This window comes from Pseudomonas sp. R3-52-08 (assembly GCF_003851745.1).
Taxonomy (GTDB): Bacteria; Pseudomonadota; Gammaproteobacteria; order Pseudomonadales; family Pseudomonadaceae; genus Aquipseudomonas.
On sequence record NZ_CP027730.1, the window covers coordinates 2,337,239 to 2,357,764 of the forward strand.

A 20,526-nucleotide genomic window follows, 5' to 3' on the forward strand; every position below is an offset into this window, starting at 1 on the left:
GGACGCAATGTCCCTCGGTGGCTAACCTGGGCGCGCATGTGTGTAGCGAACCAGGTAGCCAGCCAGCGCAGCCGCCTGATCTTTGCTAAAGAACCCTGCCAGATAGCCATCCGGCCTGACCAACACGGCGCAGCCTTCACCGAGGTTGTAGAGCCGGGCGAACTGGCCCAGGTGATCTTCGATCTCCCACCCGGGCCCGATGCTGTGGATGTGCAGGCCCGCGCTTGGTGCGAAGTTCGAGAGGCCATTGACCAGCAAGGTCCAATGGGCGCCCTTGAGCAGGTTGAACAAACGCGTTGGGCTGCCGCTTGCGCCTCGCACGATGGCATCGGGTGCACGATCGCCTGGCTTGAGCTTGCTGTCGGCAGCTTGCGGGGGGAGCGACAACGTTGAGTGCGGATAGCCGATATCCAGCTGCTGTGTTTCACGGGGCCGTCTGTTATCACCGGTCTTGAAACCTGCAAGCAGCCGCGTGGACAGGCCGAGCACATCCGCCGCCACTGGCCGGCGCTCAGCTTCGTAGGTGTCGAGTAGCGTCTCTGGTGCGCCGGCCAATACGGCGGCCAGCTTCCAGCCCAGGTTGTAGGCGTCCTGGACGCTGGTGTTGAGCCCTTGGCCGCCCGTTGGCGGATGGACATGCGCCGCATCGCCGACCAGGAACACCGGCCCCTCCCGGTAACGCTCGGCGAGCCTGGCATTCATGCTGTAGGTGGAGGACCAGGCGACTGAACGGACCGTGATGTCTGTACGTCCGGTGTGCAGGGCAACGCGTTCGGTCAGCGCCGCCGCGCAGAGGTCAATCTCGCCCTCCAGGGGAACAGGTGCCTGGATCTGGAACAGGTCGGTGCCTGCCAACGGGCAGATAGCCAATGGGCCTGAGCCCCCACCCTCAAACTGGTGCCACACGTCACGCGACAATCCATCCAATTCCACATCGGCCACGATCGCTCGCACGCCCAGGGTCTTGCCCGCAAAGCCAATCCCCAAGGTACCGCGCACGAAGCTGCGCCCACCATCGGCGCCCACCAGGTACCGGGCCTTGAGTGTCTGCTCGCCATCCGGGGTTGCGAGTACGGCGTTGATCCCCTCGGTCCCGACCACCATTGCAGTCAGCTCGACACCAAACGCTGGGGCATGCCCCAGTTCGATCAAGCGCTCGCGCAAGATCGCTTCGGTCTTGAACTGGGGAATCATCAACGCAAGGCAGTACGGCTCTGCAGGTGTGGGCTCGGAAACGCTCGTTACCGGCTGGTCAGCGTGACTGCCATCGGGCGCGTATTTGCGAATAGCCGGGTAGATACCCCCTGCGGCCCTGACCCGGTCCAGGATCCCGAGATCTTCGAAAACCTCCTGGGTGCGAGGCTGTATGCCTTTGCCGCGCGAGCCCGAAAAGGGGGAGGGGCGCTTTTCGATGAGGGCAAAATTCACCCCGCGCCGGGCCAAGTCGATTGCCAGGGTCAGGCCAGCGGCACCGGCACCACAAATCAGGACGTCAACAGAGTCACGCATTTCACTTCCCCTAAGAATGTGTAAGATGCACATAACAGGGAGCAGCTTATGACTACGAAAAATAAAGTGCAAGATACACATATATCGGTGCAGATGAAGGATCTGCACCGGTCCTTGATCTCGATCGTGAGCGTGATGAACCGGCCTCGCAACGACGAGCGACTGATCGCAGAAGCGGGTGTCCATCTGGATCAGGCGCTCTTTCGCCTGCTGGTGGTCATCGAGCGGGTAGGACCGATTGGCGTCGTGGATCTGGCAGGTCGCCTTGGCCGGGACTACACGACCATCAGCCGACAGGTCTCCAAGCTTGAACGCATGGAGTTGGTGATCCGGCATGAGAACTCTGAAGATCGCCGGATGCGCGAGGCGGTGGTGTCTGAGAAAGGCAAGGCAGTCACCGACAAGATCGACCAGGCACGTGAGCGCCTGGCCCGGGAAATCTTTCAGGACTGGGCTGCCGAAGACATTACCTCCCTGGTGCGCCTGATGCGTCAATTCGCGCAGGCCCTGGAGCAGGGCACAGAAGTTGGCTAGCGTCAGCAGCTTACGACGTGCGTTGCCTCATGCGCTGCCGGTCTCACACGCCAGCGCTTCATCCTGATGTGAAATCGGCAGCACCGCCAGGTGCGGCGATTCGTCGAAGTACTCGATCAGCAGTTCGGTGAGGACGCGTATTCGCACAATCGGCCTTGCGCACTACGGCTCCTGCTGCAGCAGTTCCCGCGCGTTGCCTTGGCTGATCTGCTGCGCCCGCTCACTGCCGATGCCCATTTTTTCAAACCACAGCAAGCTGTCTACCTGCCATTGTTCGATATCCGGTTGAGAGGTCTGGCCCAGGTCGGAACTGTACAGCGCCCTGGGAACGTCGCACAGGACGCTGCTCAAGTCTTCCCATGGCTGGTAGCCGAGCAGGTAGGTCAGGGCAGTTTGTTCGGTGTACACCATGGGTGCTTGAGCCAATTCCAGCAGGGCACTGGCGTCCAACCCGGTCAAGGGGTTGGCCGGCTGATTGAGCATCAATCTGGGCACATCCAGCCGTACCGCCGCGTCTATCAGCAAGCGAACCTCCTGAGCGTCGGCATGACCGGTAGAAATGACGATGGGGTAGTCTCGGGCCATCCGCAGCACATCCAGGGTTTGCTCAGTCAATTTCCCTTCATGGCTGACGGTCAGCGGCCGGATGGGGTATTTATCCAGGATCCAATGACCACTGTTGCGTTTGAGGCGGGACTGGTGGGTGCGGCCCGTGACGGTGGGCAGGTGCACGATCAGCCGCGCTTCGCTGTCTCCGTGATGGCACAGCGAACGTTGTACCACCCTGAAATCGATACCGCCGGCGATTTCGTTGAGGACCACCGAGCCGGAGACGGGAAGCCCTTCTTGTCGAGCCTCCCAGGCTTGTGAAGCGCTGCAGCCCAGATGATTCTTCAACACCACCCAGCCATTCAACACGCTGTAGCGCCGACCGGCCTCCATTACGCCATGGCGCCGCAGGTAGGCGTCGGGACCGGCGTGATAATGCACGTCGATAAAGGCAACCTCGGATAAACGCGGCGGGTGGCTCATGCGGCCATCTCCAGGTTGATGCCCAAGTGGTCGCGCACGGTGCGCATGACCAATGCCGGCGCATCGAGCAATGGGCGCATGCCGCCATCGGGTATCGGTAACCGGTAATGGCGGGCCTTTTCGTTGACATGCACATTGATACCGCGCACCAGCTGTGACTGTTCGCCATAGACGGTCAATAACCCGCCAGGGAAGCTGTGGCTGGCTTGCCGCAGGTCGAGGCCATTGAGCAGCCGGAAACCCAGGTGCAGGCGCCTTGATTGGAGTGCGGCGCTAGCCTGGTCGATATCGATTGGGCCGCTGGGGCGTATGCGGGTCGCCGGTTGCACGAGTCGATCGAGTAGTTGGAGGGCTTGTTCCAGATCGCCGAGCAGGGCCAGGTCAGCCATTTTTCCAAGGCGGCCGTCGAGAATGCCATCCGCCAGGGCAGGCGAGGACAGCAGCAGCACGTTACTGACATGGGCAGCAAGGCTGCTGCCGAGCAGTGCCTGGACAACCGCGCCACCCAAAGCCGAGCCTACCAGCAGATCAATCTGGCCCAGCGCCGACAACACATGCATCCAACGTTGCGAAAACACCTCAAGCGATTCGTGTTCGTCGGTCAGTAGCGATAAAGTGTCGAATATGACCACCCGATAACCCGCTTTTACCAGTGGTGCGATCATGGGCTGGAAGAACTGCCCTTCATCCCATACGGGCATGACGGGTGACATGACCACCGCCAGCTGATGGCCGTTGCCCCATTGGCTGCTGATTGCATTGGACGTTTGCATAAACCTTCTCCGGATCATCAGGCAATTTTACCGAGAGCCAGCAGTTGCTGGCTGTTGCGCAAGATTCGCGTGGTTTCGCTCAACAGGTCATGGACGATCTGGCGTGCGGGCTTGATGTCGCCTACCAGATCCAGAACTTCACCGGCCCAGATCGCACGCTGGTCGAGATCATCAGCAAGGACTGCCTTGGCGTAGTCCTGGCGGATCGACTCCGGCGCTTCTTGCAGTGCCTCGTCGCGGCCCAGCCAAGCCTGCGAAAAGCGGTTGGCAATGGCCCGGCCGCTGTAGTTTTCAGGCCATTCGATGCCGCGCACCCGATCGAAAATCCGCGTGCGCACCGTGTCCGACGTACTGGATTCGATCAGGCGCTTTTTGAACGCGGCCGAGGGCAGGGCCTCCTCGGACGCGAGGAACCGTGTGCCCAACATGACCCCGTCGGCACCCAGCACCAGCGCCGCTGCGACGCCACGCCCATCTGCGATGCCTCCGGCTGCAATCAGCGGGATCTTGTCCCCGAACCGATCCTGCACGGCGGGCAACAGTGGCATCAGGCCGCGACGCAAACTGTGCCCGCCGGCCTCGGCGCCTTGGACGATCAATGCATCGGCGCCGGCATCCAGGGCCGCACTGGCCTGGTCCAGCTCATGGATCTGTACGATGGCTTTCGCGCCGGCCCGATGGATGATCGGCACGAATGCGGCAGGATCGCCAAATGACAAGGCGACGACGTTGGGTCCGTATTCCAGTGCCAGGTCCAGCAGCGCCATGTTTCGGGCCACGGTGAACATCACCAGGCCGACGCCCCATGGCTGCTTCAATGCCTGCATGGGCGCCAGTTCAGTGCGCATCCACTGCTCGTCGCCATAGCTGGCGCCGACCAGTCCCAACCCTCCGGCCCTGGATACCGCAGTGGCCAGTTTTGCCCCGGAAGCCCCTCCCATGGGCGCGAGGACGATAGGGTGGGAAATATTGAAGCTTTGTGTAAAGCGCGTATTGAGGCCAGCCATATCGATACTCCTGTTCTCGTGCGGGCAGGCCGGTTCGGGCCTGCCCGCTTCGGCTTCTGTGTTCACTCAGCGATGAGTGCCGTGGTCAGCGCCTGGGGGATGAAATCGCTCACCTGATAAAGGTGAAATTCCCAGGTCCCGGTTTCCTTGAGCCCCGAATAACGCGACGTGAATGACTCGTCCTGAAACAACGAGTCAAAGGCATCCTTGCTGCTCCATTGCGCCTGGTTGATGACCGTTTTCCCGTCGAGGCTTTTGTACAGCCGGCTCCATTGGAAGGCCGGGTAATTCTGCGCCACGTACTGGACGGTATCGCGCAGGACGGCGAGGGCGGCATCTTGCTGGCCTGGATTCACATGGACGACGTTCACCAGAAAAATGGCCTGGTCTTCGCCCGATTGTGGTGCCTGGAAGTGTTCGATCTGAGTCATGCGTCATTCTCCTGGGGGGGGCAGGTTATTGCGTCAGCCGAGCGGATATCGCCGGGCTGCCGTTTTCCCAAAGCAGTGGATTGATAGGCTCGGCGAACTGGACCGCGTCGACGCGGCCGATGATCACATCGTGGGTGCCGTAGCCGAGGCGTTTGTCCAGGGTGCAAATAAGGCACGATTGCGCATCCGCCAGGCAGGGCAAGCCCTGGATGTCTTCCCAGTGGCCATGGGCGAAACGTTCGGCGCCTTTGACCTGGCCGGCGAATACCGGCACCAGGTCGCTATGGGCCGTGCTCAGCAGGTTGACGCTGAAGCGTCCGGACAGCATGAGCGGGCTGTGGAGGCTGGCGGAGCGGTTGATACAAATCAGCAGCGCGGGAGGGCTAGTGCTGACTGAGACCACCGCCGTCGCGACCATGCCCACCGGGTCATCGCCGTCGCGGCTGGCAATGATCGCCACGCTTGACGTCAACCGGCGCATGGCGTTTTTGAACTGGTCCGCCAATTCGACGGATTCAACGCCGGTGGTGACCGGCAAGACCGTGAGATTGCCCGAAGCATTGCGGGCCTGGGAATATCCGTTCATGCCACCGCCTCCATGATCCGGCCAGGTTTGTGCGGTGCGCGTTGACCGGCTTGCTCCATCAAGGGCAGCACTTCCTTGACGAAGCGCTGAAGCCCGCTTTGATAGTCCAGCCAGGTCAGGTTGATGCCGTCCACGCCCAGGTCGGACCAGCGCTGCATCTGGTCGACGATCATCTGGGAGGTGCCCACCAATGGCACGCCGGCAAAGCCCGCTTTGAAATGGAAGCGGAAACGCTCGGCATCGGCGGCGTCCTTGAACATGCCACTCTGTACGCCGATTTCACGGGTCACGTTGTCCAGCGCGGCGTCGTCGCCATGCTGGGTCACGTAGTAGTCGAGCTGCTGGTGCGCCTGGTCCAGAGTGTCTTCGTGAACGACATAGGCGTACACCCAGATTTGCAGTTCGCGGCCATGTTCCAGGCGTGCCAGGTCGCGATAGGCGTTGATCTGCGCGCGGATGGTGTCGTCGTCGTCTTCGTGCTTGAGGATCAGGAACGCGGCGTCACAATGTTTGGCACAGAACTGGCGACCCCTTGGCGAACCACCGGCGTTCATCAGGAACGGCCGGTTGATCGGTTTGGGTTCGGCGTAGCCTTGCTTGACGTTGAAGAACTCGCCCTCATAGTCAAAGTACCCGTTGGCCTCCCATGCCGTTTTAGCGATCTCTACCCACTCATCGGCATGGTCGTAGCGTTTGTCATGGTCACGCTGATGACCATTGAACATGCCCATTTCCTGGCCGAACCAACCGCAGATCATGTTCAACCCGAAACGGCCGCCGCTGATGTGATCGATGGTCGCCGCCTGCTTGGCGGCAAACAATGGGTGGACGGTGGACACATGCGACGTGGCGAACAGCGCGATCTGCTCGGTGACCGAGGCGAGGCCGGCCGCCCAGGTGTAGGTTTCGTAGGAAACGCCCATCGGATTGCTGGCGCCTTCCCAGCCGCGCCAACGGCCCACGGGCAGCAAGAGCTCAAGGCCTGCGCGATCGGCCAGGGTGGCGATTGCCAAGTTGCTTTGCCAGTCAGCCGCTCGGTGGCGCTCCGGGGCGGTGGTCAGCGTGCAGCCGCCTTCAATGTTGAAACCGAACACGCCGAGTTTGATTTTGTTCTGGCTGTCGCGCACAGGGTTAGGCTTGCGAATGGACGCCTTTGCAGTAGTCATGTCGTGAATACTCTTTCAAATGAATGGAATAAGTCGCAACTCAAACGTCGGCTTGCTTTTCCTTGGGTGACAGCCAGGGCTGGTCGTAGCGGTGCAGGGCGCGGGCCTGTTCCAGGGTGGAGCCAGCATTCACACTCTGGATAATGTCCTTCTCGGTCCGCTCGACGGCCTGGGCGCGCTGGATGACCTGTTCGGCCTTGTCGGCAGGTATGGCCAGGCAACCGCTGCTGTCGCAGATCACCAAGTCGCCCGGATTGACCGTGACCCCGGATATCTGCACGGGTACCTGGGTTGCTTTGAGCTGCACCCGGTTTTTCGCTGACTGCATGAAGCGGGCGCGACTGAACAGCGGGTACTTCAGGCGCTCGACCGTATTGATATCCCGCGCGGCACCGTCGATCAGCGTGCCGCGAATGCCCCGGCTTATCGCGACGTGGGTCAGGATGTCGCCCCAGGTTGTGCAGTCGGTACGCCCAGGGTTGCTGGAGACAATGACCGCGTCGGGCGGCACTTCATCGATGTAGTTGGCGGCGGTCCTGAAGCCGCTTCGTTCTGGCACAGGCTCGTACAGCACCGTGTAGGCGAAGCCTGCGCAGCGGGTTCCCGGCACCTGCTGGTTAAGACCTGCCAGCCCCCCGGCCAGCCCCAGGCTGTCGAGTGCATCCGACAGGCTGGCGGTGTCAAGTGCCTCGCAGGCTTTGAGCAGCGCATCGTTGTTTTGCACAGTGGCAGACATGATCGCGTTCATGCGTGGGCTCCTTTTTCCAGGGCGTGCTTGTCCAGGTTTCCGAACGGCTGGGATGTGGGCACGTCAAGCGACGCCGCCCACTCGAGGGTTCGCTCGATAATTGCCGCCGCCACTTCGAAGGTGCTGGCCGTTCCACCCAGGTCGTAGGTGCGGCAATCACTGCGTGCCACCTGGGCAACAGCGTTGCGAGTCGCTTGCGCGGCGTGCACGTGTCCGAGGTGTTCAAGCATCAGCGCAACTGACAGGAACATCGCGCTCGGGTTGGCCCGGTGTTGCCCTGCATAGGCGGGTGCGCTGCCGTGCACCGGTTCGAAGTAGGCGCCCTGGGCCCCGATGTTTGCGCTGGGAGCCAGGCCCAGGCCACCCATGACCCCAGCCCCGAGGTCGGAAAGAATGTCGCCGAACATGTTTTCCGCCACGATCACCCCGAAGCGCTCCGGCCGTCGGACCATCCACAACGCAACGGCATCGACGTTATCGATGCTGCATTGGATGTCGGGGAAGTCCGTGGCTACCGATTCCAGGATCTCCCGCGCAAACGCACCGCTGTGCCGCAGGACGTTGGGTTTATCCGCCAGCGTGACGCGGTCATAGCCTTGCTGGCGCGCATGCTCGAAAGCAAAACGGAACAGCCGCAAAAGCCCGGCGCGTGTTTGCAGGCGCACCGTCATCGTGGCATCGGTGCAACTCTCACGCGTCCACGGCGCGCCATTGCGTTCGCGCTCAGCCAGTATCGGTTCGAAAGCATGGGGAATGCTGGCAAAATCCAGCCCTGCATAAAGGCCCTCGGTGTTCTCCCGAATCACCGAAAAACGATAGCGATTATCGCCCATTACATCGGTAACGGGCCGCACATTGGCAAATAGCCCGAGTTTCTGGCGAAGCTGGATGACGGGCGAAACATAGTCTCGCCCGGTCCTCCTGAGTGCTGATGGAAGTTCTGCTTCTGCCTCACGGAGCGGCTTGCTGGTAATGGCGCCCAAGAGTGTTGCATGACTGTCGTTTATTAAACTCCAGGTTTTATCAGGAATGCAGTTTCCCTCTGTTTGCCAGCAACGCCAGCCAATCTCTCCAAACATAAGATCGATGGGTAAGTTTAAGGCATCGAATAACGGCAGTACTGCCTCGGTCACTTCGACGCCAATGCCGTCGCCGGCCAATACACATACTTGTTGGCGCGGGCTCATTAGCGAATACCTCCATGTGCCAGGGAGGGCGACAGGGTTGTCGGTAATGGCTTTATAGACTTTTCCGGTTTGCGGTTACCTTGTTCGTGCAATATCTGCAAGGCGTGAAAAATTGAAGCGGGGCTGTGCACCTTTATCACTTCATCCAGGCGTTGCTGAACATCAAAGGGCATGTTGTAAGTGCCCATCATGACATCCGTCAGTGACAGCGGAAGGCTGCTGGCGGGCACGGTGTCGGCGGTGACCTGGGATAAGTGCAGGGCACTCACCAGATCGTAGTCATTGCGAAGACCGGCACGGTGCAGGTACGCGACAAACACACCCAGGTGCAGGTTGCCGGCACCCTTACCCATGCCGCAAATGGACGCATCGATGTATTCGGCCCCGGCATTCATGGCGGCGATCGAGTTGGAAAGCGCCAGGGAAAGGTTGTTGTGGGCATGAAAGCCCAGGGGAATCAGGACCCGGCTGGAGATTCGCGTGATCAGCCGGTCGACATCGGCCGGAATCATATTGCCGTTGGAGTCTGCGAACACCAGCAAGTCTGCCCCGGCGTTTTCCGCGCGCAAACTCATGTCGGAAATTTCTCCAGGCCCCAGCGTCGTGACATGGGTGATATTGGCGCTTACCTGAAAGCCGTAGGCCTTGGCCAGCCTCAGGGTGGCTAACCCGTCCTCAAGGCGGTCGCGGCGCAGGCACACCCTGATCATCGACACGCCATGTTCCTGAAGCAATTGGAAGTCACTGGCATCGACGTTGTGCGGATGCACCATGACGCACAAATCGATACGACCCGCGGCGGCGGCATGGACCGCGCTCAGGTACTCGGCATCGACAGCGCTGGTCAGCCCATGCTCGTGCTTGCGCAGGAATGAGCCGTTGCGATAACCGATTTCGCAATACGGAATACCGGCTTCTATCATTTGAGAAATTGCAGACTGGGCGTAATCAACGGTGAAGTTGAAATCATTACGGTACCCTCCGTCTCGCAGCGTGACATCGATAATCTTTATCTGGCTCATGAATACAGTCCCTTTATCATGTTTCGAAGGCACGCAAGTGTGCCGTTTTAACTTCGAATAAGCAGAGGCAACCGGGATTACAATGTCTGGCGCAACCGAATACGTATAACGATCTACCCACAAAGGGTGGCGTTATTTTATCGTACGGGCAGGGGGATTATTATTATAGGAGTGTGGCGGTTATGGCAGTGTACAAGGTCATGGTTGAGCTAATAATTGTTTTCCTGACCTGGTTCGATAGTGGGCAATATCCTACAAGTTGTAAACAGGTTGTTTTTAACAGCGGCTGTTAAAAATTTCCCGGCTGAGCCAAACCGTGCATTAACGATGTTGCTGTGCAAAGCATTGAATGACGAAGTCCATCATTGCCCGTATTCCGGGGGCAGTTCGCATGTCGCGATGGACCACCAGCCACAGTTCAGCATGCAACGGCTGCTCTTCGATCGGCACCCTTTGCAAAGCGCCTGAGGCATCGGCCATGAAGACGGGCAGCAACGCGATACCCGCCCCCGCCCTGGCCGCTTCGGCCTGCACATCGAAGGATTTGACCCTTAGCACCACGGGCCGCTGGCCTGCGGCATTTTCCAGCCAGATGCGTTGGGGGGAGGGCTCCTGTTCATCGTCGTGGGCGATGAATTCATAGGCTGGGGCGGTGCGGTTCTGGAGATAGGAGGGTGCAGCGAAGAAGCCGAAGTCCAGGGTGCCGATCTTGCGCACGACCAGGTCCGTCTCGGTCGGTCGTCCGACGCTGATCGCGATGTCAGCTTCGCGCCTGGCCATGGAGGCCATGCGCGGGGTGGACAGGATGCGCACGTTAACGTCCGGGCATTGCTCCCGTAATCGACCCAGCTGGGGCGCAATGAAATGCGTTGTCAGGTGCGGCGGCGCGCTGAGGGTAATGTCTGCGACTTTATCGGTGCGGATCGCGCAGACCGCGCGACTCAGAGCGCAGGCGGTTTCCTGCATACGGTTACCCAGCTGGGCGATCCGTTCGCCATTTTCGGTCAGCTCGTATCGGTGGCTACGCCGGTCCACCAAGCGTATTTTCAGCGCGGTTTCAAGGGCGGCAATGCGCCGTGATACGGTCGCGTGTTCGACATTCAGTGAACGTGCGGCGGCGGCAAGCGAGCGTATCCTGGCGAAGGTAATGAAATACCGAAGGTTCTCCCAGTCAAACTGGGTGCTGTCCACAGGGAAATCGACGAGCTGCGTGGCTGAGAGTGATGTGCTGCTAACATCCATATCGTGACTCCGTCCGAGTGGTTATGACCGATAAAAACTCCGTAACGTGCAAGAAAAGACCGCAGCTTGCCGCGGTCCCAGGGAATGACTCTAGTGCAAAATCGCTTGGACTTCCGGCGCAAGTTCCGGTTGCCTTGCTCCATATATCAGTACCTTGGCCATTATCACCACCGCTGCCAGCGCGCAGAAAACCAGGCCACTGACGATGGTTCCCTCCATGCCCATGCGCGCGAGGAACCATCCGCCCGCTGTTGCCCCGAGCGTTACGCCCAAATTGATGAATGAAATATAGAGACCGGTGACAAACTCTGGCGCTTCCGGGGCCTCGGAGGTCAGCCAAACCTGGGTCACGATCAGTCCACTGGTATGGGTTGCACCCCACAGAACCACGATCAGAACCATTGGCAAAATGGCCGGGCTGGCAAAGAAGTGGAGGATCAGGTACGACGCTCCCAGCATGATCGGGTGCATCAGCGTGGTCACTGTCTTGTTCTTTGACAGTAGGCGACCTGCCAGCAAATTACCGGCCACACCGCCTACACCGAACAGGATCAACATGGCGCTGATCACTTCACCGCTCATGCCGACTTCGCGCGACAGGTACTCGGCGCTGTAGGAGTACACCGAAAACATCGCACCGAATATCAGCGTCGAAGCCAGTATGTTAAGCCACAGTGTAGGCTTGCGCAGGATGGCCAGTTGTTCACCATAAGGCGTCCGCTGGCCGGCGAAGGTATCGGGTAACCGGGCAATGATGCCCAGGCCGGCGATGACGTTGACGGCGGTGCAGAACAGGAACGCCGCTTCGTAGGAAAAACGTGCCGCGATCCAGGTGGTGATAGGGACGCCGAGTACCATGCCCATGCTGGTGCCGACAAACGCCTTGGCCGTGGCCTGCGTGGCTTGCTCTTTGGGATAGAGGGAGACCACAGCGACAAACGCCAGCGAGAAATACACCGGATGGAAGAACGCGGGAATGATCCGCAGGATCGCGAGTGTTCCGTAGGTGGGCGCATAAGCCGACAAAGCGCTGGCGCCGGCAAAAATGAACAGCGAGAGGGTCAGGATCCGCTTGCGGTTGTAGCGCGAGAACAGCAGCACCATGAAGGGACCGAATACCGCGATGATCAGAGCGAACAAACCTACCAGGTAACCCGCCTCGGACGCGCTGACGCTGTAGCGTTCGATGATCACCGGCAAAATACCGACCACGCCGAATTCGATGGTATAGACGCCGAACAGGCCCAAGGCAATGAAAAACAACGGGTTGAACAGTTTCATGGTCGGTCCTCCAGGGTCACGATGACTTTGCCCAATTGCTCACCGGCTTCCAGGTATCGGTGGGCTTCTACGATTTCCTCGAAGGCAAAGGTCCTGGCGATCACCGGGGACAGGCTGCCATCGACCAGGCCGCTGGACACGAACGCCTTGCCTTGGGCAAACAGGACGGGATCGTTGACGACTTCGTGCAGCAGGTAACCGCGCAGCGTGAGGCTTTTCCCCAGCACGGTGAACAGCGGGAAGGGCGATGGCTCGCTGCTCAGGGCGCCGTACTCAATGATGATTCCGCCACGACGCGTGGCGTCCGCCAGTTGCTCGATAGCCGGGCCGCCGACTGGGTCGAAGACAACCCGCACGCCATTCCCGGACGTAATGTGCGCGACACGTTCCGCCAGATCTTCCTCGTCGCTGACAATCACATGGACGGCACCGGCGGCCAACAGTTTTCGCACTTTTTCCTCGCCCCGGGTCACCGCGATGGGGATCGCTCCCACGCGGTTGGCAATCTGGATGGCCGCCAGGCCGACGCTGCTCGAGGCAGCGGTAATGAGTATGAAGTCTCCAACGGCCAGCCCGGCGACGGGCAACAAGGCGCCCCACGCCGTGAGGTATTGCATCCAGACCCCGGCGGCCTGTTCCATGCTCAGGGTGTCCGGATGCCGCACCAGCATTGCCGCCGGCACCACCGCCTGCTCGGCATAGGTTCCCCATTGCGCGATGCTCGAAGGGGGAACGAGGCTGACGGGGTCACCTATCTGAAAGTCGCGTACGGCTTCGCCCACGGCTTCGACAAAACCGGCGGCTTCATACCCCAGCCGGCTGGGAAACTCGGCTTGTTCAAGGTACTGGCCACGCCTGAACATCGACTCGGCGCGGTTGAGGCCGATGGCCCTCACGCGGATGCGGACCTCATCAGGGCCTGGCTGGGGGACCGGTAAATCCTCGATCCGCAAGACCTCTGGATCACCATACTCATAGAACCGAACGACACGTGTCATGGCATTTCTCGCAAGGATTAGGAACGTTTGCAGTCTAGAGGCGCGTCCGATGCAGAAAAACGCGCTGGAGTTCCGGTATTAACGGATAGATGTGTCCGCAATGAACATCGATTGGCCCTGGCGCACACGGCGGCCGACACTGCGAACCAGCACATAGAAGAGCGGGGTGAAGATGAGCCCGAATGCGGTCACGCCCAACATGCCGAAGAACACCGCGATGCCCATTGCCTGGCGCATTTCCGCACCGGCACCGGTGGAAATCACCAAAGGGACGACCCCCATGACGAAGGCGATCGAGGTCATCAGGATCGGTCGAAGCCTCAGTTTGCTGGCCTCCCAGGCGGCGCTCTGTGGGGTATGGCCCTGGCTCTCCAGATCCCGTGCAAATTCGACGATCAGGATGGCGTTCTTCGACGCCAGGCCCACCAGCACCATCAGGCCGATCTGGGTGAAGATATTGTTGTCGCCTCCGGTCAGCCAGACGCCCGCCAACGCCGAGAGCACACCCATTGGCACGATCAGGATTACCGCCAGCGGCAACAAAAGGCTTTCATACAAGGCCGCCAGCACCAGGAATACCAGCAATGTGCTGACTGCCAGTACCCAGCCTGTCGCGTCACCGGCCAGCCGCTGCTGGTAGGTCAGGTCGGTCCATTCCATGCGTATGCCCTGAGGCAGGGTCTGCCGGGCGATGCGCTCGATGGCCGCTTCTGCCTGGCCCGAAGAGTAACCTGGGGCGGGCGCGCCGTTGACGTCTGCCGCTGTGAACGCGTTGTAATGCACGACCATTTCCGGGCCGTAACCTGGCTTGACCGACAGCAATGTCGACAGCGGCACCATGTCGCCGTATGTATTGCGTACCTTCAAGCGCGTGATGTCTTCCGGGTTGGCCCTGAACGCCGCATCCGCCTGCGCACGGACTTGGTAGACACGTCCGAACTGATTGAAATCATTGACATACAACGAACCCAGGTAAATCTGCAGGGTCTCGAACACGTCCGTCACCGAGACACCGAGCTGCTTGGCTTTGACCCGGTCCAGATCAACATCCAGCTGGGGCACGTTAATCTGGTAGCTGGAGAACAGCGGCCCCAGCTCCGGTGCCTTGGCGGCCTCGCTCATGAAGGCCTTGACCGCGCTGTCGAGTGCGACATAACCCAGGCTCGCCCGGTCTTCGATTTGCAATTTGAAACCGCCAAGGGTGCCCAGTCCCAGGACGGGCGGCGGCGGGAAAACAGCCGTGAACGATTGGGCAATAGCGCTGAATTGGCGATTGAGGTCCGCCGCGATCTGGTTCGCCCCCAGCGCCTTGCCGGAACGTTCGGCAAAAGGTTTGAGAATCACGAAGATGATGCCCGAGCTGGAAGAGTTCATCAGGCCGTTGACGGACATGCCGGGAAACTCAAGGGTATGCGCAACGCCAGGGTGTTTGAGCGCGATATCGTTCATTTGCTGGATGACCTGCTCGGTGCGATCCAGAGAGGCTGCGGCGGGTAATTGGGCGAAGCCCACCAGGAACTCTTTGTCCTGGGCTGGAACGAACCCCGTTGGCAACGTGTGGCTGAGCCATACGCAGGCACCCAGCAGAACGCCGAATAACGCCAGCGTCCTGCCCTTACGCGCCAGAACTCCACGCACGCCGGCGCCATAGCGGTCTTCGGCCCGCTTGAAGCGGCGATTGAACCCCCTGAAAAAACGCCCCAGCACCTTGTCGATGCCGCGCTCCAGCATATCCTTCGGGGCGCCGTGCGGCTTGAGCAGCAGAGCGCAAAGGGCGGGGGACAAGGTCAGTGAATTGAATGCCGAAATCACGGTGGAAATGGCGATGGTCAACGCGAACTGGCGGTAGAAACCGCCCGAGAGACCGGGCATGAACGCCAATGGAATGAACACGCAGACCAGCGTGAGGGTAATGGCGATGATCGGTTTGCTGACCTCTGTCATCGCCTTGTGCGTTGCCTGATGCGGCGTTAATCCCTGAGAGATATTGCGTTCGACGTTTTCCACCACCACGATTGCGTCGTCCACGACGATGCCGATGGCCAATACCAGGCCAAACAGTGACAACGCGTTGATGGAAAAACCAAACGCCAGCAAAAATGCCAGGGTGCCCACGATGGATATCGGCACTGCCAGCAGTGGTATGACGGACGCGCGCCAGGTTTGCAGGAATACGATGACCACCAGCACCACCAGTACAATGGCTTCGAACAGGGTCGTGATCACCGCATCGATGCTGGAGCGAACGAACTGAGTCGGGTCGAAAACAATCTTGTAATCGACGCCTGCCGGCATATCTGATTTGGCTTCAGCCATGATTTCACGGGCGCGGGCAGAGATGTCCAGCGCGTTGCCGCCTGCCATCTGGAAGACCCCGAGGCCCACTGCCGGCTGCCCGTCCACCAGCGAGCGAAGCGCGTAGGTCGAGGCCGCCAGTTCGATCCGGGCCACATCACGCAAATAGGTCACAGCCCCATCAGGCACTGTCTTGACGACGATGTTGCCGAACTCCTCTTCGGTTTTCAGCCGTCCCTGGGCATTGACCGAGAGCTGAAGCGGGACGCCGGCCCGCATGGGCGAAGCACCAATCACGCCGGCCGCGACCTGGATGTTCTGCTCGCGGATTGCCTGGACCACTTCGCCGGCAGTGAGCCCCCGCTGCACCACGCTGTCGGGGTTGATCCAGATACGCATGGCATAGTCGCCGCCGCCCCAGATGCGCACCTCGCCGACACCGGGGATGCGTTCGAGCTGGCTCTTGATATTCAGAATGCCGTAATTGCGCAGGTAGTTGGCGTCGTATTCGTTGCCGGGTGACACCAGGTGGATCGCCAGTGTCTGAGTCGACGACGACTTGCTGGTGGTGACGCCCAAGCTCAGTACATCGGCCGGCAGGCGCGGCAATGCTTCCGAAACGCGGTTCTGCACCAGTTGCTGGGCCTTGTCAGGGTCGGTGCCCAAGGCGAATGTCACGTTGATCGCCAACGTACCATCACTGTTGGTCTGGGATTGCATATACAGCATGCCTTCCACGCCATTGATGCGCTCTTCCAGCGGTGCGGCGACGCTTTCAGCCACCACCTTGGGATTGGCGCCCGGATATTGGGCGTTCACCACGACCAATGGCGGCACCACGTCGGGGTACTCCGACACGGGCAGCCGCGTCAGCGAGAGCAGGCCGGCGAGCAATACCAGGGCGCTGAGAACGCCTGAAAAAATCGGACGGTCGATAAAAAATCCGGAAATATTCATCACTGCGCCGCCTGTGGTTGTGACGGCGCGCGTACGGGGGCGACTTGAGTGCCCGGTGTCGCCAGGTGCAAGGAACTCACCACCACTTGTTCCTCAGGTTCGATGCCTTGGTCAATGACGCGTAGCGCACCCTGGCGTATCCCAGGCTTGACCTGACGGTACTGGACGCGCCCCTCGGCGTTGACCACGAGCACGTACTTCTTGTCCTGGTCGGTGCCGATGGCGCTGTCCTCGACCAGGGTGGCGGAGCGGCTGGCACTGCTCGGCAGGAGAACCCTGGCAAAAAGGCCCGGGCGCAGTTCCCCATTGCGGTTGTCGAAACTGGCCCTGACCCGGATGGTGGCTGACCGGGTGTCCAGCCGGTTGTCCAGTGAACTCAGGCTTCCTTTGCGTGGGTAGCCTTCCTCGTGGGCCAATCCCAGCATCACCGGGATCGAATCGCCGGCCGGGCGGTTGCCCAGGTAGCGCAGGAAGGTCTGCTCATCCACCTCGAAGTCGGCATAGATTGGCGAGATCGATACCAGGTTCGTCAGGGCTGTGGAGCGTTCCCCTACATCGACGATATTTCCCGGCGTCACCTCCACGCGCGAGGCTCGGCCATCGAACGGTGCGAGGATGCGCGTGTGCTCCAGATCGAGCCGTGCCAACTCGACCCTGGCCTGGGCTTCATTCACCCTGGCCTGGGCTTCGTTGGCGCTCTGTACGCGCTTGTCCAGGTCGGTTTTGGCGATGGCATTGCTGGTAATCAAGTGCTCATAGCGCTGCAGTTCTTTCTGAGCAAACAGACTCATCGACCTGGCAGCCACCAGCGCGGCTTGGGCTTGCTGCAGCGTCGCCGCATACGGCCGAGGGTCGATCTCGAACATCAGGTCGCCTTTGCGCAGCAGCGCTCCGTCCTTGAAATGTACGCTGACGAGCGTGCCTGCCACCAAAGGCTTGATGATCACGGTATCGGTAGCAACCAATCGGCCGGTGTAGCTGTGCCAGTCGACGACATCACGCTTGACCGCGGCCATCACCTGCACTTGCGGCAGCGGCGCGGGTTCGGTCTTTGCCTGGGCAACCGGCGAGCGCGTGCTGATCGCCAACCCGGCAATGGCCGTCAGCACCAATACGCCCAGGGCCCAAGCGGGCACGCGGGTTAACTTGCGAATAAACGAAGACATGGCAAGCATCCTTTCTAATGGGGAAAATCAGAGCTGAGGGACTCCCAATGGCCGCTCAAGGGGGGCCGCCTTGCCCCAGCGCCTCATGGCGGGCCGCTCAACGCATGCGAAAAGCAGCCAGCCACCCAAGAGCGACAGACAGAACGTGGCGGCAAGAATGAGAAAGGCCGGAGCAATAGCGAAACGTTGTCCGTCCAGCAGCGAGGTCACGCACATCATGATCAACAGATGGATCATGTAGAAACCGAACGAAATCTCCCCCAGCCAGACCATGCGCGGGTGACGAAACCAGGAGCTGCGTTGCGCGACATCGGCGGCAGCCAGGCTGGTGATCAGGAAGGCGATCGGGATGACGGTGGTGAGTGTCAGGCTGTAGATAAAGGGCATTTCACCCGCGACGAAATACGCCGCTGCCATCAAGGCCAGGGCTGGCGCGACCGGTATGGCCGGCCAACGTCCGGCCATCAGGATCCGTGCCATCAACATCCCGATAACGAACTCGAACAGCCGCAGCGGTGGAAAGTAGTAGGCCAGCCACCATTGATTCAAGGCGATCGGGTATTCGACGATTTGCGGCGCGCCGGTGACAAACTCGGCGATGAGCCACTGTGTCGCCGCCATCGCGCAAACCACCAGGCCTGCGATCGGCCAGAGCCGATCTGCAGGAACTTTCCACAACGCGCGCAAAAGAAATGGGAACGCCAGGTAGAAAACCAATTCGCAACACAACGACCAGGACGGCCCGTTGACACTCAGGAACACCGACATGTCCGGCACCCAGGCATGAATCAGGAGCAAGTTGGGCAACCAGGCGCTGACGGCCGTCAGCGGTACGGCGAACAGGATCATCGCCAGGGCGAAAGTGACCAGATGGTTGGGGTAGATCTTGACCAGGCGCCGGCGCCAGAAGGCCCCGAGCGTATCGTTCTGGCGGGCCGACCAGGTAATGACGAAACCACTGAGCACGAAAAAAAACGACACCCCGATCCAACCGCCCACGCTGAACAACCGCTGGAAGCCGGCGATGATGTCTTGGTCGGCAAATGGATTGAATCCGATGATTTTCGTCAGTGAGGCATGGAAGAAGAACACCAGCGCCGCTGCGACAAAGCGAAATCCTGTCAGGGAGTCCAGGCGCACATGGGTGTAGTTGTGATACAGGCTTGAATGCGTCATGAGTCGATACCTTTCAATAAAGATCCGCGGCACGGTCGAGGTTCGAGGTGCCTGGTCAATTCCATGGGCAGGTAGCCAAAACAAAACTGAACAACTCAAATGGCATTCGCATGAAGGCCGGCCTTCAAGCCGGTCTTCTCGTCATGTCTCTTTATCGCAACGCAGGTTCTGCGTTATTCAAACGCCATAGACGGCGTTGCACAGATCAACGGTGAATTGGCCGAACATGCCTTCGAAGGCGGTATTGGTGAACGCCACCACGGACAGCTGCTGTGCCGGGTCGACGAACCAGGAATGACCAAACGCTCCTCCCAGGCGCCAGGTGCCCGCTGACTCCGGCACCTGCGCTGCTTGCGGATCGGTCAGTACGGTGAACCCCAGGCCGAAACCGCGTCCAGGCCAATTGGCCAGTTCCAAATCGCCGGTCTGGACGGTCCCCATTTCCTTGGCCAGGTTCGCTGGCATAAGCGCGCCACCCCCCTGGCGCAGGGTTTCGAGCAGCGTCAGGAATTCCTCGGCGGAGCCGATCATGCCGGAGCCGCCTGAAGGGTAGGCGCTGTCGTCAAGGGCACGGTCCGCGTCCATGCGGATGCCCGCGGTGTTTTCGAAAACCTCGATCACTTCCACGCCGTTCATGCGTCGTGGGGCAGGATCCGCATTGAGATAGGCGGCCGTCAGGCGAGACGTGTCGACCACGTTGAAACGGGTATCGGACAGGCCGAGCGGCTCGCACACCAATTGGTTGATCGCGTCGGCCAAGCTGCTGTCACACACCCTGGCAATGAGTGCGCCCAACACATCGGTGGCTATCGAATACCCCCAGTCGGCGCCAGGACGGTACAGCAGCGGCGCGGTCGCCAGTCGCCGGATGTTTTCTTCCAGCGTCAGCGGCGCGTTTTCCAGCCCGTCACACACACCAGCACGCGCATAGGCGCCGCCACCTTTGGCTTCGAGGAAGCCGTAACCCAGGCCGGCTGTATGGCTGAGCAAGTGGCGTACGGTGATCGACGCGCGGGAACCGTCCACCAGGGATGGCTGAAATTCCGGTAGCCAGCGGGCGACGGGGTCGTCCAGGCCAATGCGGCCTTGGGCAACCAAGGCCAGCGCGGCGGCGGAGGTAATCGGTTTGGTGACTGAGGAGAGACGGAACAAGGCGTCGGTGCGCATCGGTAAACCGGCCTCTCGATCAGCCAGCCCCACGGCGTTGCGATAGGTGATTTCGCCGCGACGGGCGACCAGCACGACGGCCCCCACCAGGCGCTTGTCTTCGATGGCGCTGTGCAGTGCCGCGTCGATTCGCGCCTGCATGGGGTCGGTGGCGATAGCGCTGGATAATTGAATGGTTTCTTTGGCGGTCATGTTCGCGATTCCCTGCTGGTAGTAGACGTCGCCATGCTAGGGCGCAGACGGCAGGGG

Annotated in this window: 18 protein-coding genes; 1 reads left to right on the top strand and 17 read right to left on the bottom strand. The window is 60.4% G+C overall.

The window, feature by feature from the left end:
- Nucleotides 1–21: 21 nt before the first annotated feature.
- Nucleotides 22–1,509: an FAD-dependent oxidoreductase gene (locus C4J91_RS10885; RefSeq protein ID WP_124362307.1), complete on the bottom strand. Its 1,488-nt coding sequence runs from the start codon at nucleotides 1,507–1,509 to the stop codon at nucleotides 22–24.
- 48 nt (nucleotides 1,510–1,557) lie between these two features.
- On the opposite strand from C4J91_RS10885, the gene C4J91_RS10890 reads away from it, so the two are divergent.
- Nucleotides 1,558–2,043: a MarR family winged helix-turn-helix transcriptional regulator gene (locus C4J91_RS10890; RefSeq protein ID WP_124362308.1), complete on the top strand. Its 486-nt coding sequence runs from the start codon at nucleotides 1,558–1,560 to the stop codon at nucleotides 2,041–2,043.
- A gap of 162 nt (nucleotides 2,044–2,205) precedes the next feature.
- Here the strand turns inward: C4J91_RS10890 and C4J91_RS10895 are convergent, their stop codons facing one another.
- The 16 genes from C4J91_RS10895 to C4J91_RS10970 all read right to left on the bottom strand — a co-directional run bounded on the left by C4J91_RS10895 (nucleotide 2,206) and on the right by C4J91_RS10970 (nucleotide 20,469).
- Complete coding sequence (locus C4J91_RS10895) at nucleotides 2,206–3,075, bottom strand: DUF6282 family protein (RefSeq protein ID WP_124362309.1); 870 nt, start codon at nucleotides 3,073–3,075, stop codon at nucleotides 2,206–2,208.
- Nucleotides 3,072–3,848 (bottom strand): alpha/beta hydrolase, encoded by a 777-nt coding sequence (locus C4J91_RS10900; RefSeq protein WP_124362310.1) that lies wholly within the window; start codon nucleotides 3,846–3,848, stop codon nucleotides 3,072–3,074. Before C4J91_RS10900 ends, C4J91_RS10895 begins: the two co-directional genes overlap by 4 nt.
- Nucleotides 3,849–3,865: 17 nt before the next feature.
- On the bottom strand, nucleotides 3,866–4,855 hold the full coding sequence (locus C4J91_RS10905) for a nitronate monooxygenase family protein (protein WP_124362311.1): 990 nt from the start codon (nucleotides 4,853–4,855) through the stop codon (nucleotides 3,866–3,868).
- Nucleotides 4,856–4,917: 62 nt separating this feature from the next.
- Nucleotides 4,918–5,286, bottom strand: a complete 369-nt coding sequence (locus C4J91_RS10910) for an antibiotic biosynthesis monooxygenase (RefSeq protein ID WP_124362312.1) — start codon at nucleotides 5,284–5,286, stop codon at nucleotides 4,918–4,920.
- 25 nt (nucleotides 5,287–5,311) lie between these two features.
- Nucleotides 5,312–5,872, bottom strand: a complete 561-nt coding sequence (locus C4J91_RS10915; protein WP_124362313.1) for a flavin reductase family protein — start codon at nucleotides 5,870–5,872, stop codon at nucleotides 5,312–5,314.
- A complete protein-coding gene (locus tag C4J91_RS10920; protein ID WP_124362314.1) occupies nucleotides 5,869–7,038 on the bottom strand; it encodes an LLM class flavin-dependent oxidoreductase in 1,170 nt (389 codons plus the stop codon). Before C4J91_RS10920 ends, C4J91_RS10915 begins: the two co-directional genes overlap by 4 nt.
- A gap of 40 nt (nucleotides 7,039–7,078) precedes the next feature.
- Nucleotides 7,079–7,786 carry an RraA family protein gene (locus tag C4J91_RS10925; protein WP_124362315.1) on the bottom strand — a complete coding sequence of 236 codons (708 nt, stop codon included), beginning with the start codon at nucleotides 7,784–7,786 and terminating at the stop codon, nucleotides 7,079–7,081.
- On the bottom strand, nucleotides 7,783–8,973 hold the full coding sequence (locus C4J91_RS10930) for an isocitrate/isopropylmalate dehydrogenase family protein (protein WP_124362316.1): 1,191 nt from the start codon (nucleotides 8,971–8,973) through the stop codon (nucleotides 7,783–7,785). The genes C4J91_RS10925 and C4J91_RS10930 overlap by 4 nt, the downstream gene beginning before the upstream one ends.
- A complete protein-coding gene (locus C4J91_RS10935) occupies nucleotides 8,973–9,995 on the bottom strand; it encodes an aldolase catalytic domain-containing protein (protein WP_124362317.1) in 1,023 nt (340 codons plus the stop codon). The genes C4J91_RS10930 and C4J91_RS10935 overlap by 1 nt, the downstream gene beginning before the upstream one ends.
- Nucleotides 9,996–10,316: 321 nt before the next feature.
- Nucleotides 10,317–11,237 carry a LysR family transcriptional regulator gene (locus C4J91_RS10940; RefSeq protein ID WP_124362318.1) on the bottom strand — a complete coding sequence of 307 codons (921 nt, stop codon included), beginning with the start codon at nucleotides 11,235–11,237 and terminating at the stop codon, nucleotides 10,317–10,319.
- A gap of 90 nt (nucleotides 11,238–11,327) precedes the next feature.
- On the bottom strand, nucleotides 11,328–12,518 hold the full coding sequence (locus C4J91_RS10945) for an MFS transporter (RefSeq protein ID WP_124362319.1): 1,191 nt from the start codon (nucleotides 12,516–12,518) through the stop codon (nucleotides 11,328–11,330).
- A complete protein-coding gene (locus tag C4J91_RS10950; protein ID WP_124362320.1) occupies nucleotides 12,515–13,516 on the bottom strand; it encodes a zinc-dependent alcohol dehydrogenase family protein in 1,002 nt (333 codons plus the stop codon). Before C4J91_RS10950 ends, C4J91_RS10945 begins: the two co-directional genes overlap by 4 nt.
- 78 nt (nucleotides 13,517–13,594) lie before the next feature.
- Nucleotides 13,595–16,768: an efflux RND transporter permease subunit gene (locus tag C4J91_RS10955; RefSeq protein ID WP_124362321.1), complete on the bottom strand. Its 3,174-nt coding sequence runs from the start codon at nucleotides 16,766–16,768 to the stop codon at nucleotides 13,595–13,597.
- Nucleotides 16,768–17,934 (bottom strand): efflux RND transporter periplasmic adaptor subunit, encoded by a 1,167-nt coding sequence (locus C4J91_RS10960; protein WP_124362322.1) that lies wholly within the window; start codon nucleotides 17,932–17,934, stop codon nucleotides 16,768–16,770. The genes C4J91_RS10955 and C4J91_RS10960 overlap by 1 nt, the downstream gene beginning before the upstream one ends.
- A gap of 27 nt (nucleotides 17,935–17,961) precedes the next feature.
- On the bottom strand, nucleotides 17,962–19,143 hold the full coding sequence (locus C4J91_RS10965) for an acyltransferase (RefSeq protein WP_256658948.1): 1,182 nt from the start codon (nucleotides 19,141–19,143) through the stop codon (nucleotides 17,962–17,964).
- Nucleotides 19,144–19,287: 144 nt separating this feature from the next.
- A complete protein-coding gene (locus tag C4J91_RS10970) occupies nucleotides 19,288–20,469 on the bottom strand; it encodes a serine hydrolase (RefSeq protein ID WP_124362323.1) in 1,182 nt (393 codons plus the stop codon).
- Between the last annotated feature and the right edge of the window lie 57 nt (nucleotides 20,470–20,526).

Excerpts from the sequence above, each read along its gene's own strand:
- C4J91_RS10885 (WP_124362307.1), bottom strand. The coding sequence starts at position 1,509 with ATGCGTGACTCTGTTGACGTCCTGATTTGTGGTGCCGGTGCCGCTGGC.
- C4J91_RS10890 (WP_124362308.1), top strand. The coding sequence starts at position 1,558 with ATGACTACGAAAAATAAAGTGCAAGATACACATATATCGGTGCAGATG.
- C4J91_RS10895 (WP_124362309.1), bottom strand. The coding sequence starts at position 3,075 with ATGAGCCACCCGCCGCGTTTATCCGAGGTTGCCTTTATCGACGTGCAT.
- C4J91_RS10900 (WP_124362310.1), bottom strand. The coding sequence starts at position 3,848 with ATGCAAACGTCCAATGCAATCAGCAGCCAATGGGGCAACGGCCATCAG.
- C4J91_RS10905 (WP_124362311.1), bottom strand. The coding sequence starts at position 4,855 with ATGGCTGGCCTCAATACGCGCTTTACACAAAGCTTCAATATTTCCCAC.
- C4J91_RS10910 (WP_124362312.1), bottom strand. The coding sequence starts at position 5,286 with ATGACTCAGATCGAACACTTCCAGGCACCACAATCGGGCGAAGACCAG.
- C4J91_RS10915 (WP_124362313.1), bottom strand. The coding sequence starts at position 5,872 with ATGAACGGATATTCCCAGGCCCGCAATGCTTCGGGCAATCTCACGGTC.
- C4J91_RS10920 (WP_124362314.1), bottom strand. The coding sequence starts at position 7,038 with ATGACTACTGCAAAGGCGTCCATTCGCAAGCCTAACCCTGTGCGCGAC.
- C4J91_RS10925 (WP_124362315.1), bottom strand. The coding sequence starts at position 7,786 with ATGAACGCGATCATGTCTGCCACTGTGCAAAACAACGATGCGCTGCTC.
- C4J91_RS10930 (WP_124362316.1), bottom strand. The coding sequence starts at position 8,973 with ATGAGCCCGCGCCAACAAGTATGTGTATTGGCCGGCGACGGCATTGGC.
- C4J91_RS10935 (WP_124362317.1), bottom strand. The coding sequence starts at position 9,995 with ATGAGCCAGATAAAGATTATCGATGTCACGCTGCGAGACGGAGGGTAC.
- C4J91_RS10940 (WP_124362318.1), bottom strand. The coding sequence starts at position 11,237 with ATGGATGTTAGCAGCACATCACTCTCAGCCACGCAGCTCGTCGATTTC.
- C4J91_RS10945 (WP_124362319.1), bottom strand. The coding sequence starts at position 12,518 with ATGAAACTGTTCAACCCGTTGTTTTTCATTGCCTTGGGCCTGTTCGGC.
- C4J91_RS10950 (WP_124362320.1), bottom strand. The coding sequence starts at position 13,516 with ATGACACGTGTCGTTCGGTTCTATGAGTATGGTGATCCAGAGGTCTTG.
- C4J91_RS10955 (WP_124362321.1), bottom strand. The coding sequence starts at position 16,768 with ATGAATATTTCCGGATTTTTTATCGACCGTCCGATTTTTTCAGGCGTT.
- C4J91_RS10960 (WP_124362322.1), bottom strand. The coding sequence starts at position 17,934 with ATGTCTTCGTTTATTCGCAAGTTAACCCGCGTGCCCGCTTGGGCCCTG.
- C4J91_RS10970 (WP_124362323.1), bottom strand. The coding sequence starts at position 20,469 with ATGACCGCCAAAGAAACCATTCAATTATCCAGCGCTATCGCCACCGAC.